Source organism: Arthrobacter sp. FW306-1B-G06A, from assembly GCF_058781765.1.
The window spans coordinates 1-18,951 of sequence record NZ_JBYSXB010000044.1 but is presented as its reverse complement, the minus strand read 5'-3'; the positions used below and the strand labels follow the sequence as shown (position 1 = coordinate 18,951).

General features: G+C 65.6%; 16 protein-coding genes. 4 read left to right on the top strand and 12 right to left on the bottom strand.

From position 1 onward, the window contains the following. Positions 1–8: 8 nt before the first annotated feature. The 8 genes from AC3WJM_RS19230 to AC3WJM_RS19195 are packed head-to-tail and all read right to left on the bottom strand — an operon-like array spanning position 9 to position 7,643. Positions 9–131, bottom strand: coding sequence for a hypothetical protein (locus AC3WJM_RS19230; protein WP_492272693.1), 123 nt, complete (start codon positions 129–131; stop codon positions 9–11). Continuing rightward, the gene (locus AC3WJM_RS19225) at positions 128–1,537 is read right to left on the bottom strand and encodes an NtaA/DmoA family FMN-dependent monooxygenase (RefSeq protein ID WP_492272692.1); all 1,410 of its coding nucleotides are present in this window, start codon (positions 1,535–1,537) and stop codon (positions 128–130) included. Before AC3WJM_RS19225 ends, AC3WJM_RS19230 begins: the two co-directional genes overlap by 4 nt. A gap of 9 nt (positions 1,538–1,546) precedes the next feature. Further along, a complete protein-coding gene (locus tag AC3WJM_RS19220) occupies positions 1,547–2,734 on the bottom strand; it encodes an LLM class flavin-dependent oxidoreductase (protein ID WP_492272691.1) in 1,188 nt (395 codons plus the stop codon). Beyond that, positions 2,731–3,576 carry a DUF1684 domain-containing protein gene (locus AC3WJM_RS19215; protein WP_492272690.1) on the bottom strand — a complete coding sequence of 282 codons (846 nt, stop codon included), beginning with the start codon at positions 3,574–3,576 and terminating at the stop codon, positions 2,731–2,733. The genes AC3WJM_RS19220 and AC3WJM_RS19215 overlap by 4 nt, the downstream gene beginning before the upstream one ends. Beyond that, positions 3,560–4,720, bottom strand: coding sequence for an LLM class flavin-dependent oxidoreductase (locus AC3WJM_RS19210; RefSeq protein WP_492272689.1), 1,161 nt, complete (start codon positions 4,718–4,720; stop codon positions 3,560–3,562). Before AC3WJM_RS19210 ends, AC3WJM_RS19215 begins: the two co-directional genes overlap by 17 nt. Further along, positions 4,717–5,715 (bottom strand): ABC transporter substrate-binding protein, encoded by a 999-nt coding sequence (locus tag AC3WJM_RS19205; protein WP_306963228.1) that lies wholly within the window; start codon positions 5,713–5,715, stop codon positions 4,717–4,719. Before AC3WJM_RS19205 ends, AC3WJM_RS19210 begins: the two co-directional genes overlap by 4 nt. A gap of 12 nt (positions 5,716–5,727) precedes the next feature. After that, entirely contained in the window at positions 5,728–6,567 is an 840-nt protein-coding gene (locus AC3WJM_RS19200) for an amino acid ABC transporter ATP-binding protein (RefSeq protein WP_492272688.1), read from the bottom strand. Next, positions 6,564–7,643, bottom strand: a complete 1,080-nt coding sequence (locus AC3WJM_RS19195; RefSeq protein WP_492272687.1) for an amino acid ABC transporter permease — start codon at positions 7,641–7,643, stop codon at positions 6,564–6,566. Before AC3WJM_RS19195 ends, AC3WJM_RS19200 begins: the two co-directional genes overlap by 4 nt. A 266-nt stretch (positions 7,644–7,909) precedes the next feature. Between AC3WJM_RS19195 and AC3WJM_RS19190 the strand changes: the two genes are divergently transcribed. Then, positions 7,910–9,895, top strand: coding sequence for an FAD/NAD(P)-binding protein (locus tag AC3WJM_RS19190; RefSeq protein ID WP_492272686.1), 1,986 nt, complete (start codon positions 7,910–7,912; stop codon positions 9,893–9,895). 56 nt (positions 9,896–9,951) lie between these two features. Further along, positions 9,952–10,473: a GNAT family N-acetyltransferase gene (locus AC3WJM_RS19185; protein WP_284991114.1), complete on the top strand. Its 522-nt coding sequence runs from the start codon at positions 9,952–9,954 to the stop codon at positions 10,471–10,473. A gap of 2 nt (positions 10,474–10,475) precedes the next feature. Here the strand turns inward: AC3WJM_RS19185 and AC3WJM_RS19180 are convergent, their stop codons facing one another. Then, complete coding sequence (locus AC3WJM_RS19180; RefSeq protein WP_492272685.1) at positions 10,476–11,054, bottom strand: DinB family protein; 579 nt, start codon at positions 11,052–11,054, stop codon at positions 10,476–10,478. 75 nt (positions 11,055–11,129) lie between these two features. On the opposite strand from AC3WJM_RS19180, the gene AC3WJM_RS19175 reads away from it, so the two are divergent. After that, the gene (locus AC3WJM_RS19175; RefSeq protein WP_492272684.1) at positions 11,130–12,824 is read left to right on the top strand and encodes a helicase HerA-like domain-containing protein; all 1,695 of its coding nucleotides are present in this window, start codon (positions 11,130–11,132) and stop codon (positions 12,822–12,824) included. Positions 12,825–12,936: 112 nt separating this feature from the next. Beyond that, positions 12,937–13,929: a zinc ribbon domain-containing protein gene (locus AC3WJM_RS19170; RefSeq protein WP_306963243.1), complete on the top strand. Its 993-nt coding sequence runs from the start codon at positions 12,937–12,939 to the stop codon at positions 13,927–13,929. Positions 13,930–13,966: 37 nt separating this feature from the next. Here the strand turns inward: AC3WJM_RS19170 and AC3WJM_RS19165 are convergent, their stop codons facing one another. The 3 genes from AC3WJM_RS19165 to AC3WJM_RS19155 all read right to left on the bottom strand — a co-directional run bounded on the left by AC3WJM_RS19165 (position 13,967) and on the right by AC3WJM_RS19155 (position 18,496). Beyond that, positions 13,967–15,940 (bottom strand): NHL domain-containing thioredoxin family protein, encoded by a 1,974-nt coding sequence (locus AC3WJM_RS19165; RefSeq protein WP_492272683.1) that lies wholly within the window; start codon positions 15,938–15,940, stop codon positions 13,967–13,969. After that, the gene (locus AC3WJM_RS19160; protein ID WP_441438416.1) at positions 15,940–18,105 is read right to left on the bottom strand and encodes a bifunctional copper resistance protein CopD/cytochrome c oxidase assembly protein; all 2,166 of its coding nucleotides are present in this window, start codon (positions 18,103–18,105) and stop codon (positions 15,940–15,942) included. Before AC3WJM_RS19160 ends, AC3WJM_RS19165 begins: the two co-directional genes overlap by 1 nt. Before the next feature lie 106 nt (positions 18,106–18,211). Further along, positions 18,212–18,496 carry an HU family DNA-binding protein gene (locus AC3WJM_RS19155; protein WP_184739845.1) on the bottom strand — a complete coding sequence of 95 codons (285 nt, stop codon included), beginning with the start codon at positions 18,494–18,496 and terminating at the stop codon, positions 18,212–18,214. Positions 18,497–18,951 lie beyond the last annotated feature (455 nt).

Genomic DNA, 18,951 nt, shown 5'->3' with positions numbered 1-18,951 from the left:
GCAGCAAATCAGAGCTGTTGTTCCCACACGGTCAGTTGGAGCCGCACCAGCTCCGCGTCCGGGTCGCGCGAACCGCCCTCGTCGGTCTGCAAGCCGACGACGGCGGCCGCGACTCGCGCACGGAAGCTCACCGCGCGCCCCCGGCGGGTACCGACTCCAACGACTCCGAACGCACCGGCGTCGTGAGGCCCAGGTTCTCGCGGAGGGTCCTGCCGACGTATTCCGTGGGGTACACGCCACGTTCCTGCAGCTCGGGCACCAAGTGGTTCACGATGTCGTCCAGGCCGGTGGGGATAAGCCATGGCGAGATGTTGAAACCGTCGACGGCACCCACCCGGGCGTACTCGGCCAAGGTATCGGCCACGGCTGTGTAGGATCCGGTGAACGTCGCGTCAACCCTGGACGTCCTGGAGCTCACGAACTGCCGGATGGGTAAGCCCTTCTCCTTGGCCTCGGCGCGCCATTGCTCGGCGAGCTGCCGGGCTTTGGCCCCGTGGAACCCGCTCCCCCGGGTCTCGGAGGTCTCCTCCACCACCGGATCGATCTCCGGAAGCGGACCATCGGGATCGTAGGCGGACAGCTCGCGGCCCCAGAACTGTTCGAGATACGCAACTGCCTGCTGCGGCCCGATCTGCAAGCTGCGGACCCACTCCTTCTTCTCGCGGGCTTCCTCGTCTGTGGCGGCGAGGATGAACTCGCTGGCCGGCATGATCTGGACGTCGTTGGCGCCCCGTCCGGCAGCCAGGGAGCGCGAGACGATATCGGCGCGGAACTCCACGGCGTCGTCGAACTTCGGGTGCGCCGAGAAGATGACATCCGCTTGGCGGGCGGCGAAGTCGCGGCCTTCCGGGGAATCCCCGGCTTGGAACAGCACCGGCCTGTACTGGGCGCTGCGCGGCAGCCGGGGGGTGACGTCCACGGAATAGTGCTGCCCGGAGTGGTGCACGCGCCGCGCATGGCCGGGAACCGCCCATGAATCCGCGGAGACGGACGAGGAGACCGCTCCGTCCTCCCACGAATCCCAGATCTTCTTGGCGGTCTCCACGAAAGCTTCGGCGTGGATATAGCGATCGGCGTGGTCCAGGTAGCCGCCCCGGCGGAAGTTGGCCCCGGTCCACGCGTTGTCCGTGGTGACGACGTTCCAGGCTGCGCGGCCCCCGGAGAGCAAGTCGAGGGAGGCGAGCCTGTGAGCGAGGTCGGCGGGATCGTTGTACGTCGTATTCTGCGTGGCCACGAGCCCGATATTGGACGTCACCGACGCGAGCGCCGCCAGCATGGTCTGCGCATCCGGCCTCCCCGCGACGTCCAGGGCGTGCGGTCGTCCGAGATGTTCCCGCAAGCGCAGGCCCTCGCCCAGGAAGAAGGCTGCAAACAGCCCGCGCTCGGCGGTCTGGGCGATCCGTCGGAACGACTCAAAGTCGGTCTGCGAACCGGATTCAGGCGCTTTCCAGATGGTGCCGGAATTGACGCCCTGGAAGAAGATCCCGAACTGGATCTTCCCGCTCGGCTGGAATTTAGCACGGTTGTGCTGTGTCATAGTCTCTCCTCAGTTTTCCAAGCCAACGACGGCGGCGCCCGCCGCGCCCACGCTCGCGTACCGGCTCAGCGGCCGTTCAAGACCCAGCAGTTCCCGGAACGTGCCGCCCTGCGCAACAGGCTTCAGCACCCCGCGGCGACGAAGCTCGGGCAGGACCAATTGCGCCAGTTCCTCGAGTTCCACGTCCAGCACAGCCGGATGCAGCCTTACGCCGTCGGCCACGGCCAGCAACCCGGCAAGGAAGTCGACCAATTCCGCCGCCGTGCCGACGAAGCGCGCCCGGGAACTGGTCCACGGAGTAAACGCGTCCAGTTCGGCGAGCCGCGCGGAGGCGCTTTGCCCACGCGAGTCAAGGACGACGTCGAGCTCCGCCACTACCGACGGGCCGCCCCCAACCGCCGGGCCGCCCCCAACAGCGGTCCGGGCACGCACGTCCGCAACCTCCTCGGCGAGAAGTGAAGGCGTCGGAGCGGACACCAGCACCACGTCGGCGTCCGAACGAAGCAAGCCAGCCTGGGCAACCACGGGCAATTGCCCCTGCAGCGGGCGCGGAATGATGGAGGGACCCTTCACGGAATACCCGGCCCCTGCGAGATCCGCCGGCGTCTCGAAGTCGACGTAGTGCAGTTTGTCCACGTCAAAGTACCGCCCGGTGGGGACGTCGCGGATCACGGCGTGGTCCTCCCAGGAATCCCAAAGCCGCCGGCTCACTTCCACCGACGCCGCGGCCTCCTGCGCCAAGGCGGCACCTTCAACAAATGAACGCCCGACGGCGGCAGCCTCCTCCGCGGAGCCGCTCGCCGCGACGAGCCAACCCGCCCGTCCGCCCGAGACATAGTCCAAGCTCGCCAGCTGAGTGGAGATGTGGAACGGCTCGGTGTAGACCGTGTCCACTTCCGGTACCAGCACGATGGAACTCGTGACGGGACCCGCGAACGCGGCGCGCTGAAGGGCGTTCAGGCGGCCTGCAACATCTCGCCCGCCAGCGCCGGAGCCGTCAGTCCCAGACCCATCAGCGAACATCGCCACATGAATCCCGGCCGATTCCGCCGCCAGCACCGTGTTCTGGATCCGCGAACCGTTCAGCAACTCATCCGGGGCATGCCGGGCTTTGCGCCAGGCCGCGGGGTGGGCGCCGTCGCCGTCGAGCTCCAAGGCCAAGAATCCGGGCTGGCCCGGACGGGAGATGCCGCTCATTGCTGCTCCTGCCTTTCGTAAGGGATCTGTTCGCCGGCTTCGATGGCCACGCTCAGCCGGTTTTCCGAGGGTGGGAGCGGGCACGTGGCAAGGTCCGTGTAGGCGCACGGCAAATTGACGGCACGGTTGAAGTCGAGCACCACGGAGCCGTCCGATTCCGGGGTCACCGTGAGCGAGCGATTGGCCGCGTAGGTGGTCTTGCCCGACGTCGCATCCGTGAACAGCACCGAGAGTGTGCCCGGCGCATGTCCGTTGAAGGCCGTGAGCACCAAGTCCTGGCCCGCGAGGTTGAAGTGGAGCTCGCCGGGCGCCTCGTAGACGTGCTGGATACCCTCGACGGCGGCCCCCACTGTGGTCGGTCGGGGAACCTCAAACGGCACGAACGTACCGTTCACCGCGAACGATGCATCCGGTGCGTATGCGGGCGTTCCGCGGTATTCGTTGAGCAGCGGATTCCCGGGGTGCCGCGGCCGGACGATGTACTCGCCGCCGCGCTTGGCGAGCTCGACGACCGTGTCCCCCGCGTTGAGGTTGAGGCCGTCTCGTTCCGCGATGGGGCCGAAAACGACGGTGGCCCCGGCGGCGTCGGTGTTGAGTTCCCGGCCGTCCCGAAGCAGGCTTTCGCCTGGTCCTAAAACCACAGTGACGACGTCGTTCTCCACACTCCAGGCGCCGGGCACCCCGTCGAGCGGAGCATCTTCGGAACCAAGCCAGTGCAGATGGGTGACAGCGAGGAATCCGTGCGGATCGGCCCGGTGACGCTCGTGCTCGGCGTGCCATTCCTGCCAGGCTGCGGTGAAGGCCGGAGTGGTGGACGTAGCCGTTTCAGTGGGCGTAGGCATGATTCCTCCTGTGGTTTGCATGATCTGTGGTGACAGTTCCGGAAGCGTCCGGTGACGTGGCGCCAGCGAATTCCGGGCGGCCACCAAAGGGATCCGCCGGTTCCCACAAGGTCGTGGGCGCGGCGGCGCGGACGGCCGGGATGACCTCGAGCGCGAACCGCTCCAGGATCTCCAGCTGCTGCTCGAAGGGCAACGTGGTGGGCAAGGAAACGGACTGAAGATCGTGGCCGTAGAGCGAGTGGTAGCTCAGGATTTTGTCGATCACCTGTTCCGGACTGCCCACCAGTGCTGGCCCTTCAGCCACGGCATGCTCGATGTCCCGGAACGGCGAATTGTTGCCCGGGACGTTGCGTCCAGCGGTCAAGGCCTCATAAACAGGCCCGAACTGGCGCTTGGCTTCCTGCGTGGTGTCCGCGACGAACACGCCGCCTGCGCCGGAACCCGAACCGAGGTACTGGTGCCGAGGATCGTGGCCGTGGCGTTCGTATTCCTCGCGGTAGTGGTCGATCAGGATCTTGTAGTTCTCGCGAGGCTGGATGGCGTTGGCCGTGAAAAGTGGATCGCCCCACTGGGCGGCGAGGGCAGCCGAGGTCAGGGTTGTAGCCGAGCCGTGCCAAATCCGCGGCGAACCCGCAAACGGTCGCGGCGTCGTCGTCGTCGCTTCGCTCAATGCGGGCCGGAAACGGCCGGACCAGGTGACGTTTTCTTCACGCCACAGCCTCCGCAACAAGCCATACTTTTCGGCGAGCAGCTCCCACTGATCATCGAGGGAGAGCCCGAACAACGGATATTGCAGCACTTCGTTGCCCTTGCCGATCACGAGTTCCAGGCGGCCCCGGCTCAGCTGATCGATCGTGGCGTAGTCTTCGGCCACCCGCACGGGATCGAGCACCGACAAGACGGTGACGCCGGTCTGCAATCGAATACGGTTGGTGACCGCCGCGATGGCGGCGAGGACCGTCGTCGGGGACGATGAGATGAACTCACCGGCATGCCTCTCCCCCACAGCGAAACTATCGAAACCCAATTCCTCGGCCCGGCGCGCAGTCTGCACCACTTGGTTGAGCCGCTCGCCCGTCGAGACGATTTCTCCCGTCAGCGGGTTCTTCAGGTGCGGAATGATGTCGAGTACCTGGAACTTCACTGTGTTTTCCCTGTCTGGGCACTCCCGAAGTTTGCCTCTGTCACGGTCTTCGATTCCGGCAAGGCTTCCTGCGAAAGGCCCCAGCGGTCCAGGACCTTCCCGTAGGAGCCGTCCTTGATGGCCGAATTCAGGGCATCCGTGATGGCCGGAGCCAGGCCGTTGCCTTTGAGGGTGGTGGCCGCGACGAGGGTCTCTGAAGGCCAGCCAGCGTTGACTTTGCCCACCACTTTCAGGTCGTCCCGCGTGTTCTCGCGGTAGGAGACGGACGGATAGGGCGCGATGTTCAGGTCCGTCCGGCCCGAGGAGAGCGCCAGGATGGTGTCGGCGTCGGAGGAGTAGTACTGCAGTGTTGCCGGAGCCTTGCCACGGGATTCCAGGTCCTTGTTCCAGGCCAGGAGGATCTTCTCCTGGTTGGTGCCCGAGCCCACCGAGACCTTCAGCCCGGAGATGTCGTCCGCGCCTTTGATGTTGTACGTGGACGATTTCTTGGCTTCGAATCCCATGTACGCGGCGCGGTAGGTGGAGAAGTCGAACAGTTTCACCCGGTCCTTATTGATGCCCACGTTCGAGAAGACCGCTTCGAAATCGCCCGACTGCGTCTTGAGCGGCCAGTTCTCCCAGGAGGTGACCTGCACGTCCAGTGCGAGGCCCAGCTTGTCGGCCACGAGCTGGGCGATGTCCACCTCGACTCCGATCGGGGTCTTGTCATCCGTCGCATGGAAGGACAGCGGGATGGACCCGGCCGTGGTGGCAACGGTCAGTTTGCCGTCCTTGCCGATCGCGGCCGGCACGGCGGCTGCCGCGGCGGGATCCTTCTGCGCCCGGATACGGTTCTGCTCGGGCGAGGTGTTGTAGACGACGCCGTTGCGGGCGGCACTCGCGGACGGGCTGGCCCCGGCCGCGGAGGCACCGGGGTCGGAGCACCCGGCGAGCCCCGGGAGTACGACGGCGGGCAGCACCGCGAGCGCGAGAAGCCTGGTTTTGATGCGTGGCATTAGGTTGGTTCCTCAGATGTTGAAAGCTGGTTCGATGACTTTGGAGAAGAAGCTCCGCGTCCGGGGTTCACGGGGATTCGCGAAGATCTCCTGGGGACTGCCTTGCTCAACGATCTGGCCCTGATCCATGAAGACCACGGTGTCTGCGACGTCGCGGGCGAAGCCCATTTCGTGCGTGACGATGATCAACGTGGTGCCGGAGGTGGCAAGTTCGCGGATGACGTCCAGGACCTCGTTGACCAGCTCCGGATCGAGGGCCGACGTCGGTTCGTCGAAGAGCAGGATCTTAGGGTCAAGGGCAAGCGCCCGGGCGATGGCAACGCGCTGTTGCTGGCCGCCGGACAACTGCCGCGGATAGGCGTCGGCCCGGTCCTTGAGGCCCACGCGGTCCAGGAGTTCCAGCCCGCGCTTGCGCGCTTCGGCCTTGTTCCGGTGGAGCGCGACGACGGGTGCTTCCGTCACGTTTTCCAGCGCGGTGAGGTGCGGGAACAGGTTGAAGTTCTGGAACACCATGCCGATGTCCGTGCGTTGCTTGAGGATGTCCTTTTCGCGCAGTGCGTGCAGCTTGTTTCCGCGGACCTGGTAACCCACCAATTGGCCGTCGATGGTGATGTACCCGCCGTCCACCTTTTCCAAGTGGTTAATAGTCCGCAGAAGCGTGGACTTCCCCGAGCCGGAGGGTCCCACGATCACGGCGACGCCGCCTGGCGGCACCGTCAGGGACACACCCTTGAGGACTTCCGTTCCCCCAAAGGACTTGCGGACGTTGGTGATTTCCACGTGGCCGCGGGTTGCAGCGGCGGCTGGCGCCGCCGTCGTCGGGCTCTCAGCGGGAAAAGCAGCGGTGCTCATCGGGCGTCCTTCGCTCGGTCAAAATTCACGGGTGCGTGGGTGGCAAAGAACTTCCTTGCCTTCTGCAGCGGAGTGAGCGGCAAGTTGCGGACGGCGCCCTTCGAATAATGCCGCTCGATGTAGTACTGGAAGACGCTCAGGACCGAGGTAATGGCGACGTACCAGAGCGTCGCCACGAGGAGCAGCGGAAGGACTTGCTGGGTGCGGTTGTAGATGACCTGAACGGTGTAGAAGAGCTCGGAATAGGCCAGGACGTAGACGATTGAGGTGCCCTTGACCAGGCCGATGATCTCGTTGAAAGCGGTGGGCAGGATGGCCCGCATGGCCTGCGGCAAGACGATCCTGGTGGAGCGTCGCCACGCCGGAATGCCCAGGGCCGCGGCTGCCTCGAGCTGGCCCTGATCCACCGAGAGGATGCCGCCGCGGATGATCTCCGCCGAGTACGCCGCCTGGTTGAGGGTCAGGCCCAGGACTGCCGCAGCGAATTGGCTGATGAGCGTGGTGGTCTGGACCTCGAAGAAGCGGATATCCGTGAAGGGGATGCCCAAGCTGATTTTCTCGTAGAGGTAGCCAAGGTTGTACCAAAGCAGCATCTGCACCAACAAGGGAGTGGAACGGAAGATCCAGGAAAACGTCCAGGACACCGACAGCAGCAGGGGCGAGGCCGACAGCCTCATGAGGGCAAGGATGAAACCGAGGACAAAGCCGAGCGCGCCGGAGATGGCCGTCAGCTTGAGTGTTTCCACGAGGCCGTTCACCACGGACTGCGCGGTGAACCATTGCGCCACCACGCCCCACTCCCAGCGCGGATTCGTCGCGAGGGACCAGGCCACCGCCACGACGCCAAGCGCCACCACAACCGTGCCTACCCAGCGCCATGGATGCCGGGCCGGGACCAGCTTGTAGCCGGAGTAGTCGGTTGGGGCACCCGGGGCGGCAGCACCCTCGGCTGCACTCCGGGCGGCGGCACCCGGCCCGGCGGCCGGCGTCGGGCTTTCCGTGACGGCGCTGGCGGGCGCCGGTTCCGGTGCAGATTGCTGTGCGGACTGCGCCACTGTGGTTGCTGCTGAACTCATGCGCCACCTCGCTTCGTATGGGTTGTTGGCTATCGGATGGCTGCCAATCTAGGGGCGCTCCCGAAGCGGCTGCAAGGCAGGTTTTTGCACTTCTTCATGGGGATTCATCGCGCTTCGCGCGGCTTCATACGGAGCCATATGAGTCCGTTCTTTGCGCTTGTTGACGCACCGTGACGCGTGGTGAACGGCCGTTACCCGGGCCTCGACCGAGGGCCCGCCGGGTCCCTAGGCTCGGGTACCACCAGCCACCGCCAACAGGAGTTGCCATGCCGCCCTTCGCCCCCACCATCGTGTTCATTGGCGGTGGCCCGCGCTCAGCCGGCATCCTAGAACGGCTCGCGGCCAACAGGCACGGCCTCTTCGACGGGCCCCTCTCCATCCACGTCGTCGAGCCGTACGAACCCGGTTCCGGGAGGATCTGGCGCTATGACCAGAGCCCGGGACTACTGCTCAACTCCACGGCAGCGGACGTCACGATGTTCACCGACAACTCCGTGGCCTGCGACGGTCCCTCCGTTGACGGTCCGGGCCTCGCCACATGGGCAACGGGCGTGCTCGACGGTTCCATCCGCGACGTCCCGGAGTTGGAATCCCACCTCCTCGAGCAGCTCCGGGTGCTGACACCGGCCTCGTTTCCTAGCCGGCAGCTCCAGAGCAAGTACCTCGAGTGGTTCTTCCGCCGGGCCGTCGCGGCACTCGGCCCGGACGTTAGGGTGACGGTCCACCGGGACACGGCAACCGCCGTCGAACGCCACTCTCCGGAGGGTCCGGGAGGGCCCGACGGCGGTGCGAAGTACCGCGTGCGGCTCGCTTCTGGCGGGGTGCTGGAGGCTGACCTTGTGGTGTACTCGCTGGGCCACACGGACTCCCGCGCCGAGCCGGAATCGGCGCGGTTGGCCGAGTTCGCCGCCCGGCACGGCGGGTTCCACGCGGCGCCGTCGTACACCACCGACGTCGACTATTCGGCGATCGCACCCGGCCAGGACGTCCTGGTTTCGGGCATGGGGCTGGCGTTCGTGGACCTTCTGGTGCTCTTGTTCGAGGGCCGTGGCGGCCGCTTCGAAGACAGGCCCGACGGCGGCCTGGACTATGTGCCGTCCGGCGCCGAACCGCGGCTCTGGGCAGGCTCCCGGCGCGGAGTGCCGTACCACTCCAAGATCTCCTCCACCCTGCGCGGCGAACCCGTCGGCGCACCCCGGTACTTCACCGCGGACGCCGTGGAATTGCTGCTCGCCGCGCACGAGGAGCTGGATTTCCGGACCCAGCTGTGGCCCCTCATCGCCAAAGACGCCGGCTACGCCTACTACCGCGAGCTCTTCACCGGCTATCCGGAACGCGTCCACGGCGGCTGGGACGAATTTTCGGCGCGCTTCGATGCCCTGGATTGGTACAGCCGCGAACGCGAAAACCTCGTGGCCTCGGCCGTCCCGGACCCTGCCCGCCGTCTCGACCTCGAGGCCCTGGACCAACCGTTCAGCGGCTGCGCTTTCGCGGACCATGCCGCGGTGCAGAGATCGGTGGCGAGCTACATTGAACGCGACCTCAAGCTCCGCACGAGTCCCGACCATTCGGAAACCTTGGCCTTGTTCACGGCCCTGCTCCGGGTCTACATGGAACTCGGCCGGCTGGTCCCGCAGGAGCGGCTCAATTCGCGCTCCCAACAAGCGGTGCATGGTTGGTGGCACGGCTTCTTCAGCTTCGTGGATTCCGGCCCGCCGCCGCACCGGCTGCGCGAAATCCTTGCCCTGCACCGGGCCGGATTGTTGCAGTTCCTGGGTCCGGGCATGTGGGTGCGTCCGGACGAGGCCAGCGGGCGGTTCGTGGCCGGTTCCTTCCAATCGCCCGTGGTGGTGGACGCGGCGGCGTACATCGAGGCCCGCTTGCCGTCGCCGTCGGTGGCGCGATCGGCCAACCCCGCGCTGGCGGACCTGCACGACGCCGGTTGGGGCACCGAACAGTCGCTCCTCACCTCGGACGGTCCCCACTCCACCGGTAAGCTGTTGGTCTCGAGTTCGCACGAAGTCCTAGCTGCCGACGGCGTGCGGCAGGCGGGGCTTTTCGCCGTCGGACCCTGGACCTCGGGTTGGGGCGCTGGCGCGTTCGCTCGGCCCGGCACCAACGCAGCGCCGTTCCGCGAGAACGACGCCCTGGCCCGCCGCCTCCTGGCCGAACTCTCCGCCCCTCACCCAACCAGCTCCGTCCACCCAACCAGACCAGCCCACCCAACTGACTCGCAGTTGTTGTCGTTTTGACGCTCCATAACGACAACAACTGCGAGTTAGTTGGGGACATTCACGAAAGGTAAGCCATGACAACAACGCCGACCCTGCCGCCGTCGGGCCTTTCCGTCCTGACATTGCCCATGCGCGATCCCCGCGTCAAGCCCCTCCTGGACGAACTCGCCGTCGAATACACCACGCGCTACGGCGACCTCTTCGGCAGCGGAGGCGCGGCCGAGGAACTCAACAGGTACCCGGCTGGCGAGTTTGCCGCACCCCACGGCGCGCTGCTCATTCTGCAGGAGAACGGGGAAACCGTGGCTGGCGGGGCTTTCCGCCGCTACGACTCCCGCACGGCGGAGCTCAAGCGGATCTGGACGCATTCGGCGCACCGCCGTCGAGGACTGGCCCGGGTTGTCCTCGCGGAACTGGAAGCCGAGGCATCCCGCCGCGGCTACCGCCGCATCTACCTCACCACCGGTCCGCGGCAGCCCGAAGCCAAGAACCTGTACCTGGCCACGGGCTACACCCCGCTGTTCGACGTCGACGCGGATCCGGAAGAGATCAAGCACCTGGCGTTCTCGAAGGACTTGGCGCCCATCGAGGCGTGAGCCTACCCCACAGCCTGGCGGGCCGCGGCTTCGATCCGGGCGCGGTGATCGGCCCATTCTTCGGTGGTTCGCTGCGACAGGTTCAGGTCCCCCGGACCTTTCCCCGCCGAGCCGTCGATCAGCTCACGAAGTATGTCGGCATGCCCCAAGTGCTGGGCTGTCTCGACGCACATGTGCACCAGGATCTGGTGAAGCGTCACGCGTCGGCGTTCTTCCGGCCACCACGGCACTTCCCCGGGAGCGTCGAGTGGGAGCGATTCGATGGTTGCATCGCTGTGCTCGGCCGAGTAGCGGTGCAGTTCGATGATCTCTTCCCTGCTCTCTTCCTGCGGAACCCACAGGTCCTCGTCAGGTTCGGCATCGTCGGCAAACCACGGTAGATCCCGGCCGCTCGGCCGGCCAAAGACCTCCCCGAAATACCCAAGCTCCACACTGGCCACATGCTTGACCAGTCCCAAGAGGTTGGTGCCGGTGGGGGTCATGGGCCGGCGGACGTCGTACTCGTCGAGTCCGTCGAGCTTGGCGAGGAGCTCGCCGCGGCGGGCGCGCAGATATTTGAGCAGAACCGCTTTGTCATCCATCCGGGCACTATACCGTTGCGGAGCACGGCAAAACTTTCCCGCCACACCGCGGCCCTGGACCACTAGGCTATGCGCATGGCCAAGAAAACAACAGCTGAAAAACTTGCCACGATCCAGCAGGGATACACCCTCGATGGGCCCACGATCGAGCTGGGTGCCGCCATCGTCGACGGCGAAGTCCACAAAGAGGCCCAAGTCCGGTTGCCGCTGTCCATGATGAACCGGCACGGCTTGGTGGCCGGGGCCACAGGCACCGGCAAGACCGTCACCCTGCACATGGTGGCCGAACAGCTGTCCACGGCCGGCGTCCCCGTCTTCCTGGCGGACATCAAGGGAGACCTTTCAGGACTCGCCACCGCGGCGACGGCCAGCGAGAAACTCACGGCCCGCACCGCAAGCCTCGGCCAAGAGTGGGTAGGCAAGGCCTTTCCGGTCGAGTTCCTCTCATTGGGCGGGGATGGCAACGGCGTTCCCGTCCGGGCAACCATCACCTCGTTTGGCCCCATCCTGCTCTCGCGCATCATGGAACTCAACGACACGCAGGAATCCAGCCTGCAGCTGATCTTCCATTTCGCCGACCAGAAAAAACTGGAACTGATCGACCTTAAAGACCTGCGGGCCGTCATCCAGTTCCTGACCTCGGATGAGGGCAAGGCTGAACTCGAAGACCTCGGCGGACTCTCCAAGGCCACGGCCGGCGTCATCCTGCGCGAACTCGTCAACCTCGAGGCCCAAGGCATGGAGAAGTTCTTTGGCGAGCCGGAGTTCGACACCGCAGAACTCCTCCGCACAGCCCCGGACGGCCGCGGCGTGATCAGTTGCCTTGAACTTCCCACGCTCCAGACCAAACCCATGCTGTTCTCGACGTTCCTGATGTGGTTGCTTGCGGACCTTTTCGAAGACTTGCCCGAAGCAGGAGACCTGGACAAGCCCAAGTTGGTGTTCTTCCTCGACGAAGCCCATCTGCTCTTCTCCGACGCATCCAAGGCCTTCCTCGAAGCCATCACCACCACTGTGCGGCTCATCCGGTCCAAGGGGGTCGGGATCTTCTTCGTCACCCAGACACCCAAGGATGTCCCTGCCGCCGTCCTCGGTCAGCTTGCCAACCGGGTCCAGCATGCCCTGCGCGCATTCACCCCGGAGGACGCCAAAGCCCTCAAGGCCACCGTGTCCACGTTCCCGGTGAGCGACTACGACCTTGAGGAAACCCTCACTTCCGCCGGTATCGGCGAAGCGGTCATCACCGTCATGAACGAAAAGGGCGCGCCCACGCCCGTGGCGCTGACCAAGCTGCGTGCCCCGGAATCCGTGATGGGACCCAGCACGGACGAACTGATCCGCAGCACCATCGCCGCTTCCCCGCTGCTGCCGAAGTACGGCACTGCCGTGGACAACATTTCGGCCTACGAGAAACTCACTGACAAAGGGACCGCGCCCTCCACCGGAGAAGCCGCACCGGGTCGGCCACCGGTACCAGCCTCCGTTGATCCTCAATCCGTGGACGCCGAAGCCCGCAGGATCGAGGAAGAAATCCTTGGCCGTCCCAGCAGCCGCCCGCTACCAGGCTCCGAAGCGTGGCCGCCCGCACCCGCGCCGGTCCAAGCACCGGCTCCGCAGCAAGGCGGCGACGGCATGATGGGCGATCTCGCGGGCGTCCTGGGTGGTGCGCTCGGCGGCGGAATCAAAAGCATGGCACGGTCCTTCGGCACGCAACTCGGCCGGGAATTGCTCCGCGGAGTGTTCGGAACCTCATCGCGCCGGCGCCGCTGAAACGGAGCTGCCACCCGCCGTCGGACTCTTCGCAAATGCGTGTCCAGATGTCACGGGAGGGGAAGGATGCCGGGGTATTGCGGAACCGGCGGGTAACGTAAAGGGCGTGCAGTTGAGTCAAGCGTTGGTCAAGACCGCGGCCGGGTGGCTGCTCGGTCTGATGCTTGCTGTGGCCGCTGCGATCGTTTCCATCAACCTGGTGAGCAACTCCATAGCCAGCCCCCAGCAGCAAGTGCGCGATTACCTGTCGGCCCTCCAGCAGGGGCACGGCGGGGAAGCCCTCGGACTCCTGCACGCCTCCGTGCCCAACGCCAATGCGGCCATGCTGGACGGTACCGCCCTGCAGACGGCGGCGTCGAAGATCACTGATATCAAACTCGGCAACGCCGAATCCCGTGGCGGAAACCGGGTGACGGTCCCCATGGACTACCAGATCGACGGCAAGGCGCTGCATTCGGACTTCCTCCTGGAACGGACGGGAACCGAGTGGCTGTTCTTCGGTAAGTGGTCCTTCGTGCCGTCATCCTTGCCGACCATTGAGGTCACCGTGGTGAACGCCAACGAGGCCACCCTGAACGGGGTCCCGGTAAACCTGCCCAACGGCCGCAACAGCTTTGCCGTGTTTTACCCCGGCCAATACGAAGCCAGCCTCGCCGGCAAATACTTCTCGGCGCCGACTACCAGCACGTCGGTGACTACAGGCGCCCTGCCGCAGGCGCCCCTCAACCTTTTGACCAAGCCCACCGACGCCATGATCAAGGTGGTGAGCGACAAGGTCAAGGAATTCCTGGACACCTGCGCCGCGGATGCCACCAAGCAGCAAAAGCTTCAGCCCGATTGCCCGTTCTACCACGTGACCAACAGCCGGGTGGTGGACGGGACCATCAGGTGGCAGATCACGGAGTACCCCAAGGTCAGCATCGACCCCTTTAACGGGCAGTGGGTCGTGGCGCCCCTCAACGGCAAGGCCAAGGTAACCGCCCGCGAAATTGACCTCTTCAGCGGACTGGTCGGCGACCTCAGTGCCGTTCACGACTTCAGCTTCACCACACGGTTGGACATAGGCGCGGACACCATCACGGTCACGCCGCTGGTGAGCTTCTAGGTTCGGCTGCGGCCCGCCCGGTCCAGCCAGCCCCTGCCTAGTCCATCCCGCGCAGGTCAAGCACCAACTCGGAGTCGCCGTCGGCCTGCATGACCACGGGGATGCCCCAGTCCTGCTGGTAGAGGTGGCACGCGGCGTGATCCGGGATTTCGCCGTCCTCGGTTTCCGGGCCATCACACGCAGCCGCGCGGGCCGTAATGTGGAGGATCCCCTCAGGCACGTCCGCGGACAGCTCGACGGTCCGCAGCAGGCCTACCGACGTGCCACCGCCGGAAAGCAGCAGCTCAGGCGGGGTCGAGGAGATCTTCAACTGCGTAGGGTCGCCCCAGCGGTCGTCGAGCTTCTGTCCGGTCGGGGCCGTGAAGCGCACGGTCAGCTCCACGTTCCCTGGCGCCACGGGGCTCTTGGGCCGCTGCGTCTGGGATGCTCCCTCGTCCACCTGCTGGGCTTCCTTGGGGATGGGAACGAGAACCAGCTGGTGCTTGTTTGATTCCACCACCACCAGCAGCGGTTCGCCGCCTTCCGGGTAGACCACGACGACGTCGCTCGGCTCGGCGAGACCCCTCGCCAGGGTGGACACTGCCTTAGCCGCCGGATCGTAGCGCCGCACGGCACCGTTGTAGGTGTCTGCGATGGCCACGGAGCCATCGGGGAGCACTGTGACGCCGAGGGGGTGCTGCAGGCGGGCTTCCGTGGCCTCGCCGTCGCGGAAACCGAAATCGAACAGGCCCTTGCCCACGGCCGACTCAACAGTCACACCTGATTCGCCTACGACCAGCCGGCGCAGCGCCGAGGTCTCGGAGTCGGCCACCCAGATGTTGTCATCCGCATCCACGGCCAGGCCGGAAGGCTGGGCGAACCAAGCTTCCTCGGCGGGGCCGTCAAGCAAACCTTCAAGGCCCGAGCCGGCCAGGATGGATACCTCGCCAGAGAGGGGCTCGAAAGCGAAGATCTGGTGCGTGCCGGCCATCGCGATGACAACGCGCTGCAGCTTCTCGCTCCACACCACGTCCCACGGCGAGGACAGGGACACCCCGGTCCCCACACCAAGTACCCCGACGTCGAGTGCGTCGGCCGCGAAGTCAGCCGGACCGCCGTCGGGGTGTTCAGCCCAAACGCCGGCACCGCTTTCCGTCACACGGGCCGGGCCGGCGTCGAGCAGGCGCTGAACGCCGTTGCCGGCAACAGTCTGCACGTAACCCGAGCTGAGCGTGACGCCGCGGAGGCGGTGGTTCACGGTGTCCGCGACCACTGCTTCGTAGCCAAGCTGCCAAGCCAGCGACGACGGGAGCACCGCCACGCCCTGAGGCTCGTTGAACTGCGCGATTTCCGCCGCACCATCCAGGTAACCCTTGGTTCCGGAGCCGATGACACGCTCAACCGTCTCAAGGTCAGGACGAAGTTCCACCAAACGGTGGTGGCCGGAATCGACCACCAGGTAGTTGCCGTTGTCCAGCTGGGTCGCCTTGCCGGGGAAGCGCAAGGTGCCCGACGTCGGGACGGGCGCCACGTAGGGGCCGTCGCCGCGGTGGAGGGTCCCCTTGGCTTCGTGCTCGGCCACGAGTTCCTCGAGGAGCACCGCAAGGCCGTCTGCGTGGCCCTCACCGGAAAGGTGCGCCACGATGTAGCCCTCGGGGTCCACAACCACCAGCGTCGGCCAGGCGCGGGCCGTATAGGCCTTCCACGTAGCGAGCTCGGGGTCGTCCAGGACGGGGTGGTGGATTTCGTAACGCTCGACGGCGGAAGCGAGGGCCACGGGATCGGCCTCGTGCTCGAACTTGGGAGAGTGCACGCCGACCGTCACCAGGACGTCGGAGTACTTCTCCTCGAGGGGGCGCAGCTCATCCAGGACATGGAGGCAGTTGATGCAGCAGAACGTCCAGAAGTCCAACAGCACGATCTTGCCGCGCAGCGCTTCCAGGTCCAGGGTCTTCCCACCGGTGTTGAGCCATCCACGGCCCACCAGTTCAGAGGCGCGGACACGCAATTGGGTGCGTACGGTTTCGCTCATCAGCGTCCTTCCAGGTTGGTCTTGCTTTCGGGCTGCTTGGAGTCCCGATCAATCAGTTTCGCATCGCGGTCTGCAAGCCTCGCAAACATATCGTTGTAAGCATTCAGGTCGGCGTCGTTATTCCTGTCCGCCGCCCGGTCGGTGCGTTTGGTCTCCCGCTCATCCGAACGCGACCACATGACCGCGACGCCGATCGCCACCAGCAAGGTGGGAACTTCGCCGATTCCCCAGGCCACGGCGCCGCCTGTCTGCTGGTCGAGCAAAGCCGATTGTCCCCAGGTCCGGCCGAGGTTGCCGAAGTAATCGGCGGCGAGCAGTCCAGTGCCTCCCATGATGGATACGCCGAAGAAGGCGTGGAAGCCCATCGTGGCGAGCAAGAGAAGCAGCCGCATCGGGTAGGGCGCACGACGCGGCAGCGGGTCCGTGCCGATCATGGTGAGGACGAAGATGTAGCCGGTGAGCAGGAAGTGCAGGTTCATCAGTTCGTGGCCCACGTGCTCACGCATCGCCCAGCCGAACGCGTCCGAGAAGTAGAACAGGACGATCGAACCGGCAAAGTTCGCCGCGGCGAAGAGTGGGTGGGTCACCACTTGGGAGAACTTCGAGTGCACGAACACCAGGAGCCATTCACGAAGGCCACGGGAGCCATCTCCGCGTGATCCCTCGCCGCGCGACGGCAGGGCCCGCAATGCCAACGTCACCGGGGAACCCAGGACCAGGAACAGCGGCGCCACCATCGTCAACGCCATGTGGTCCACCATGTGGGCGGAGAACAGTATGCGGCCGTATACCGACGGCGGCCCTGACGTGATGTAGGTCAGGACGAGCAGGCCGATCATCCAGTTCACCGCACGGAACCACGACCAGGAGTCACCGCGGCGACGGACCTTGACCACGCCAAGGATGTAGCTCGCCGCGCCGAAGAGGGCCACAGCCACCCAAAGCCAGTCGAAGCGCCACTCGGTCAACCATCGCGCGGGCGTCAGTTCGGGCGGCAGCTCGTAACCGGACAGGATGAAGGCCGGCGAGGCGTCGGGCGCGTAGGTGGTGGGCAGCGGCGGTGCCGAACTGGCCAACGCGACGGCGAGTCCCGACGTCGCGCCCATCACCAGAAGTTCAACCAACACCAGCTGCCACAGCACGCGGCGCGTGGTCATCGACTTGCGGCCCAGCTGCGGGATCACCCACTGGCGGTGCATGAAACCGATGCCGCCGAGGACAACGGTGGCAAGCGCTTTCGCCAGGATGATCTGCCCATAGGGGGTGCCAACCAAGGCCGAAAAACTGGTCACACGAATGCTCGCGTTCACGACGCCCGAAGCGAAGACCAGCACGAAGGCGAAGCCGGCCAACGCGGAGAACCGGCGCAGGGTCTGCTCAGTAATGTCCTTGGTGCCTGTTGCCTTGGAGCCTCGCAGGAGGCTCGAGAGGACCGCAAGCATGATGATGCCGCCCACCCAGGTGGACACGCCCACCAAGTGAAGGCCGAGCGAATTGATAGCGCCCTCGTGGTCGTTAGAACTCGCGGAGTGCCCGATCAGCGCACTCGGGATCAGTCCGCCCAGGGCCAGGACGAGCGTCAGCGCTAGTCCCGCCAGCGAGCGGACGCCGAACAGCGCCGTCGTGACAATCGCAGCGATGATCGTCACGGCGAGCCACGCCTGGCCCGTCTGGATGTCCGTCATGAAGTAGACGAGGGATGCAGTGAACTGCGCGTCGCCCGAGAGGCTCTGCCCGGCCACATCCGAGTACGTCAACACAAGGACAGCGACGGCGGAGAGCGTCCAGGCAGCGCCTGCTGCTGCCGCTACGGCCAAAGCACGGGCGAACGCCGGGTGTTCCGGGGCGTCATCGCCCCTGGATCGGGACAGGTGCTTGGGAAGGATAACGACGGCGAAGATCAGCCCGCCGATCACAGTCGCCAAGGAGACATTGTGAATGGCTTTGGCGACGGGCAGCCCCCAACGAACCAAGGCGCCCGGGTCAGAGACTTGGCGCGCGGCCGAGGCGCCGGAGAAGATCAATGCGCCCGCTAGAGCCAGGAAGAGCGCAGCGAAGCCCGCAAGCTGCCACGGTAGGGAGATCCCCTCCACGGCAGCGCCTGCCTTCGTTCCCGGCTTGGAAGCGGGCGAGGGGGCAGTGGAGGGAGTTTTGGCTGATGGCACCTATCCATTGTCCGCTAACGTCGGCGGCGCGGCGAATCGAGCGGGTTAAAGCAGAAAGGCGGCAACCCGCAGGTTGCCGCCTTTCCTAGGCGTTCGCCGAAGTGTCTTACTTCTTGGCGACAGCTGCCTTCAGCTTGGAGCCGGCGGTCAGCTTGACGCTGTGGCCAGCGGCGATCTGGATGGTCTCGCCGGTCTGCGGGTTGCGGCCCGTGCGAGCTGCGCGGTCGGTGCGCTCGATGGCGAGCCAGCCCGGAATGGTGATCTTCTCGCCAGCGGCGACGGAAGTCTCGAAAACTTCGAACAGGGCATCGAGCACGGAGTTGACTGCAGCCTGGCTGGTGCCAGCCTTGCCAGCTACCTCGGAAACCAGTTCGCTACGGTTCTTAGCCATTTGTGTCCTCCTGGACTTTACGATTTTGGAGCCCACACACGGCATGCGTGCGAGCCACTGTTCGAAAACTTACCAGCTTGGGAGGACTCGGCCAGCAAATTCCGCGTGTTTCCGCGCTTTTTTGACCAAATTCACCCTATTTCGGGCGCTTTTGGGGGTCAATTCCGCCGGGGGCGAACTCCCGAACCCCGACGCTCGCTCACTTATAGGGGGTTTTGAGCGGACGCCCGCTCACATGTGGCGGCTCCCGGCGGGACGCCCGCTCACATATACCGGCTCCCGGCGGGACGCCCGCTCACTTATGGCGGCTCCTGGGCGGACGCTCGCTCACATCTGCCGGGTTCCGGTCGGATGCCGGCTCACATCATGTGGGCGGGCGTGGGCCGTGGAACCCGCATGTCTGAGCGGGGGTTTGGGATTTCCGGGCCATAGGTGAGCGGGGGTCCGGGGAAGCT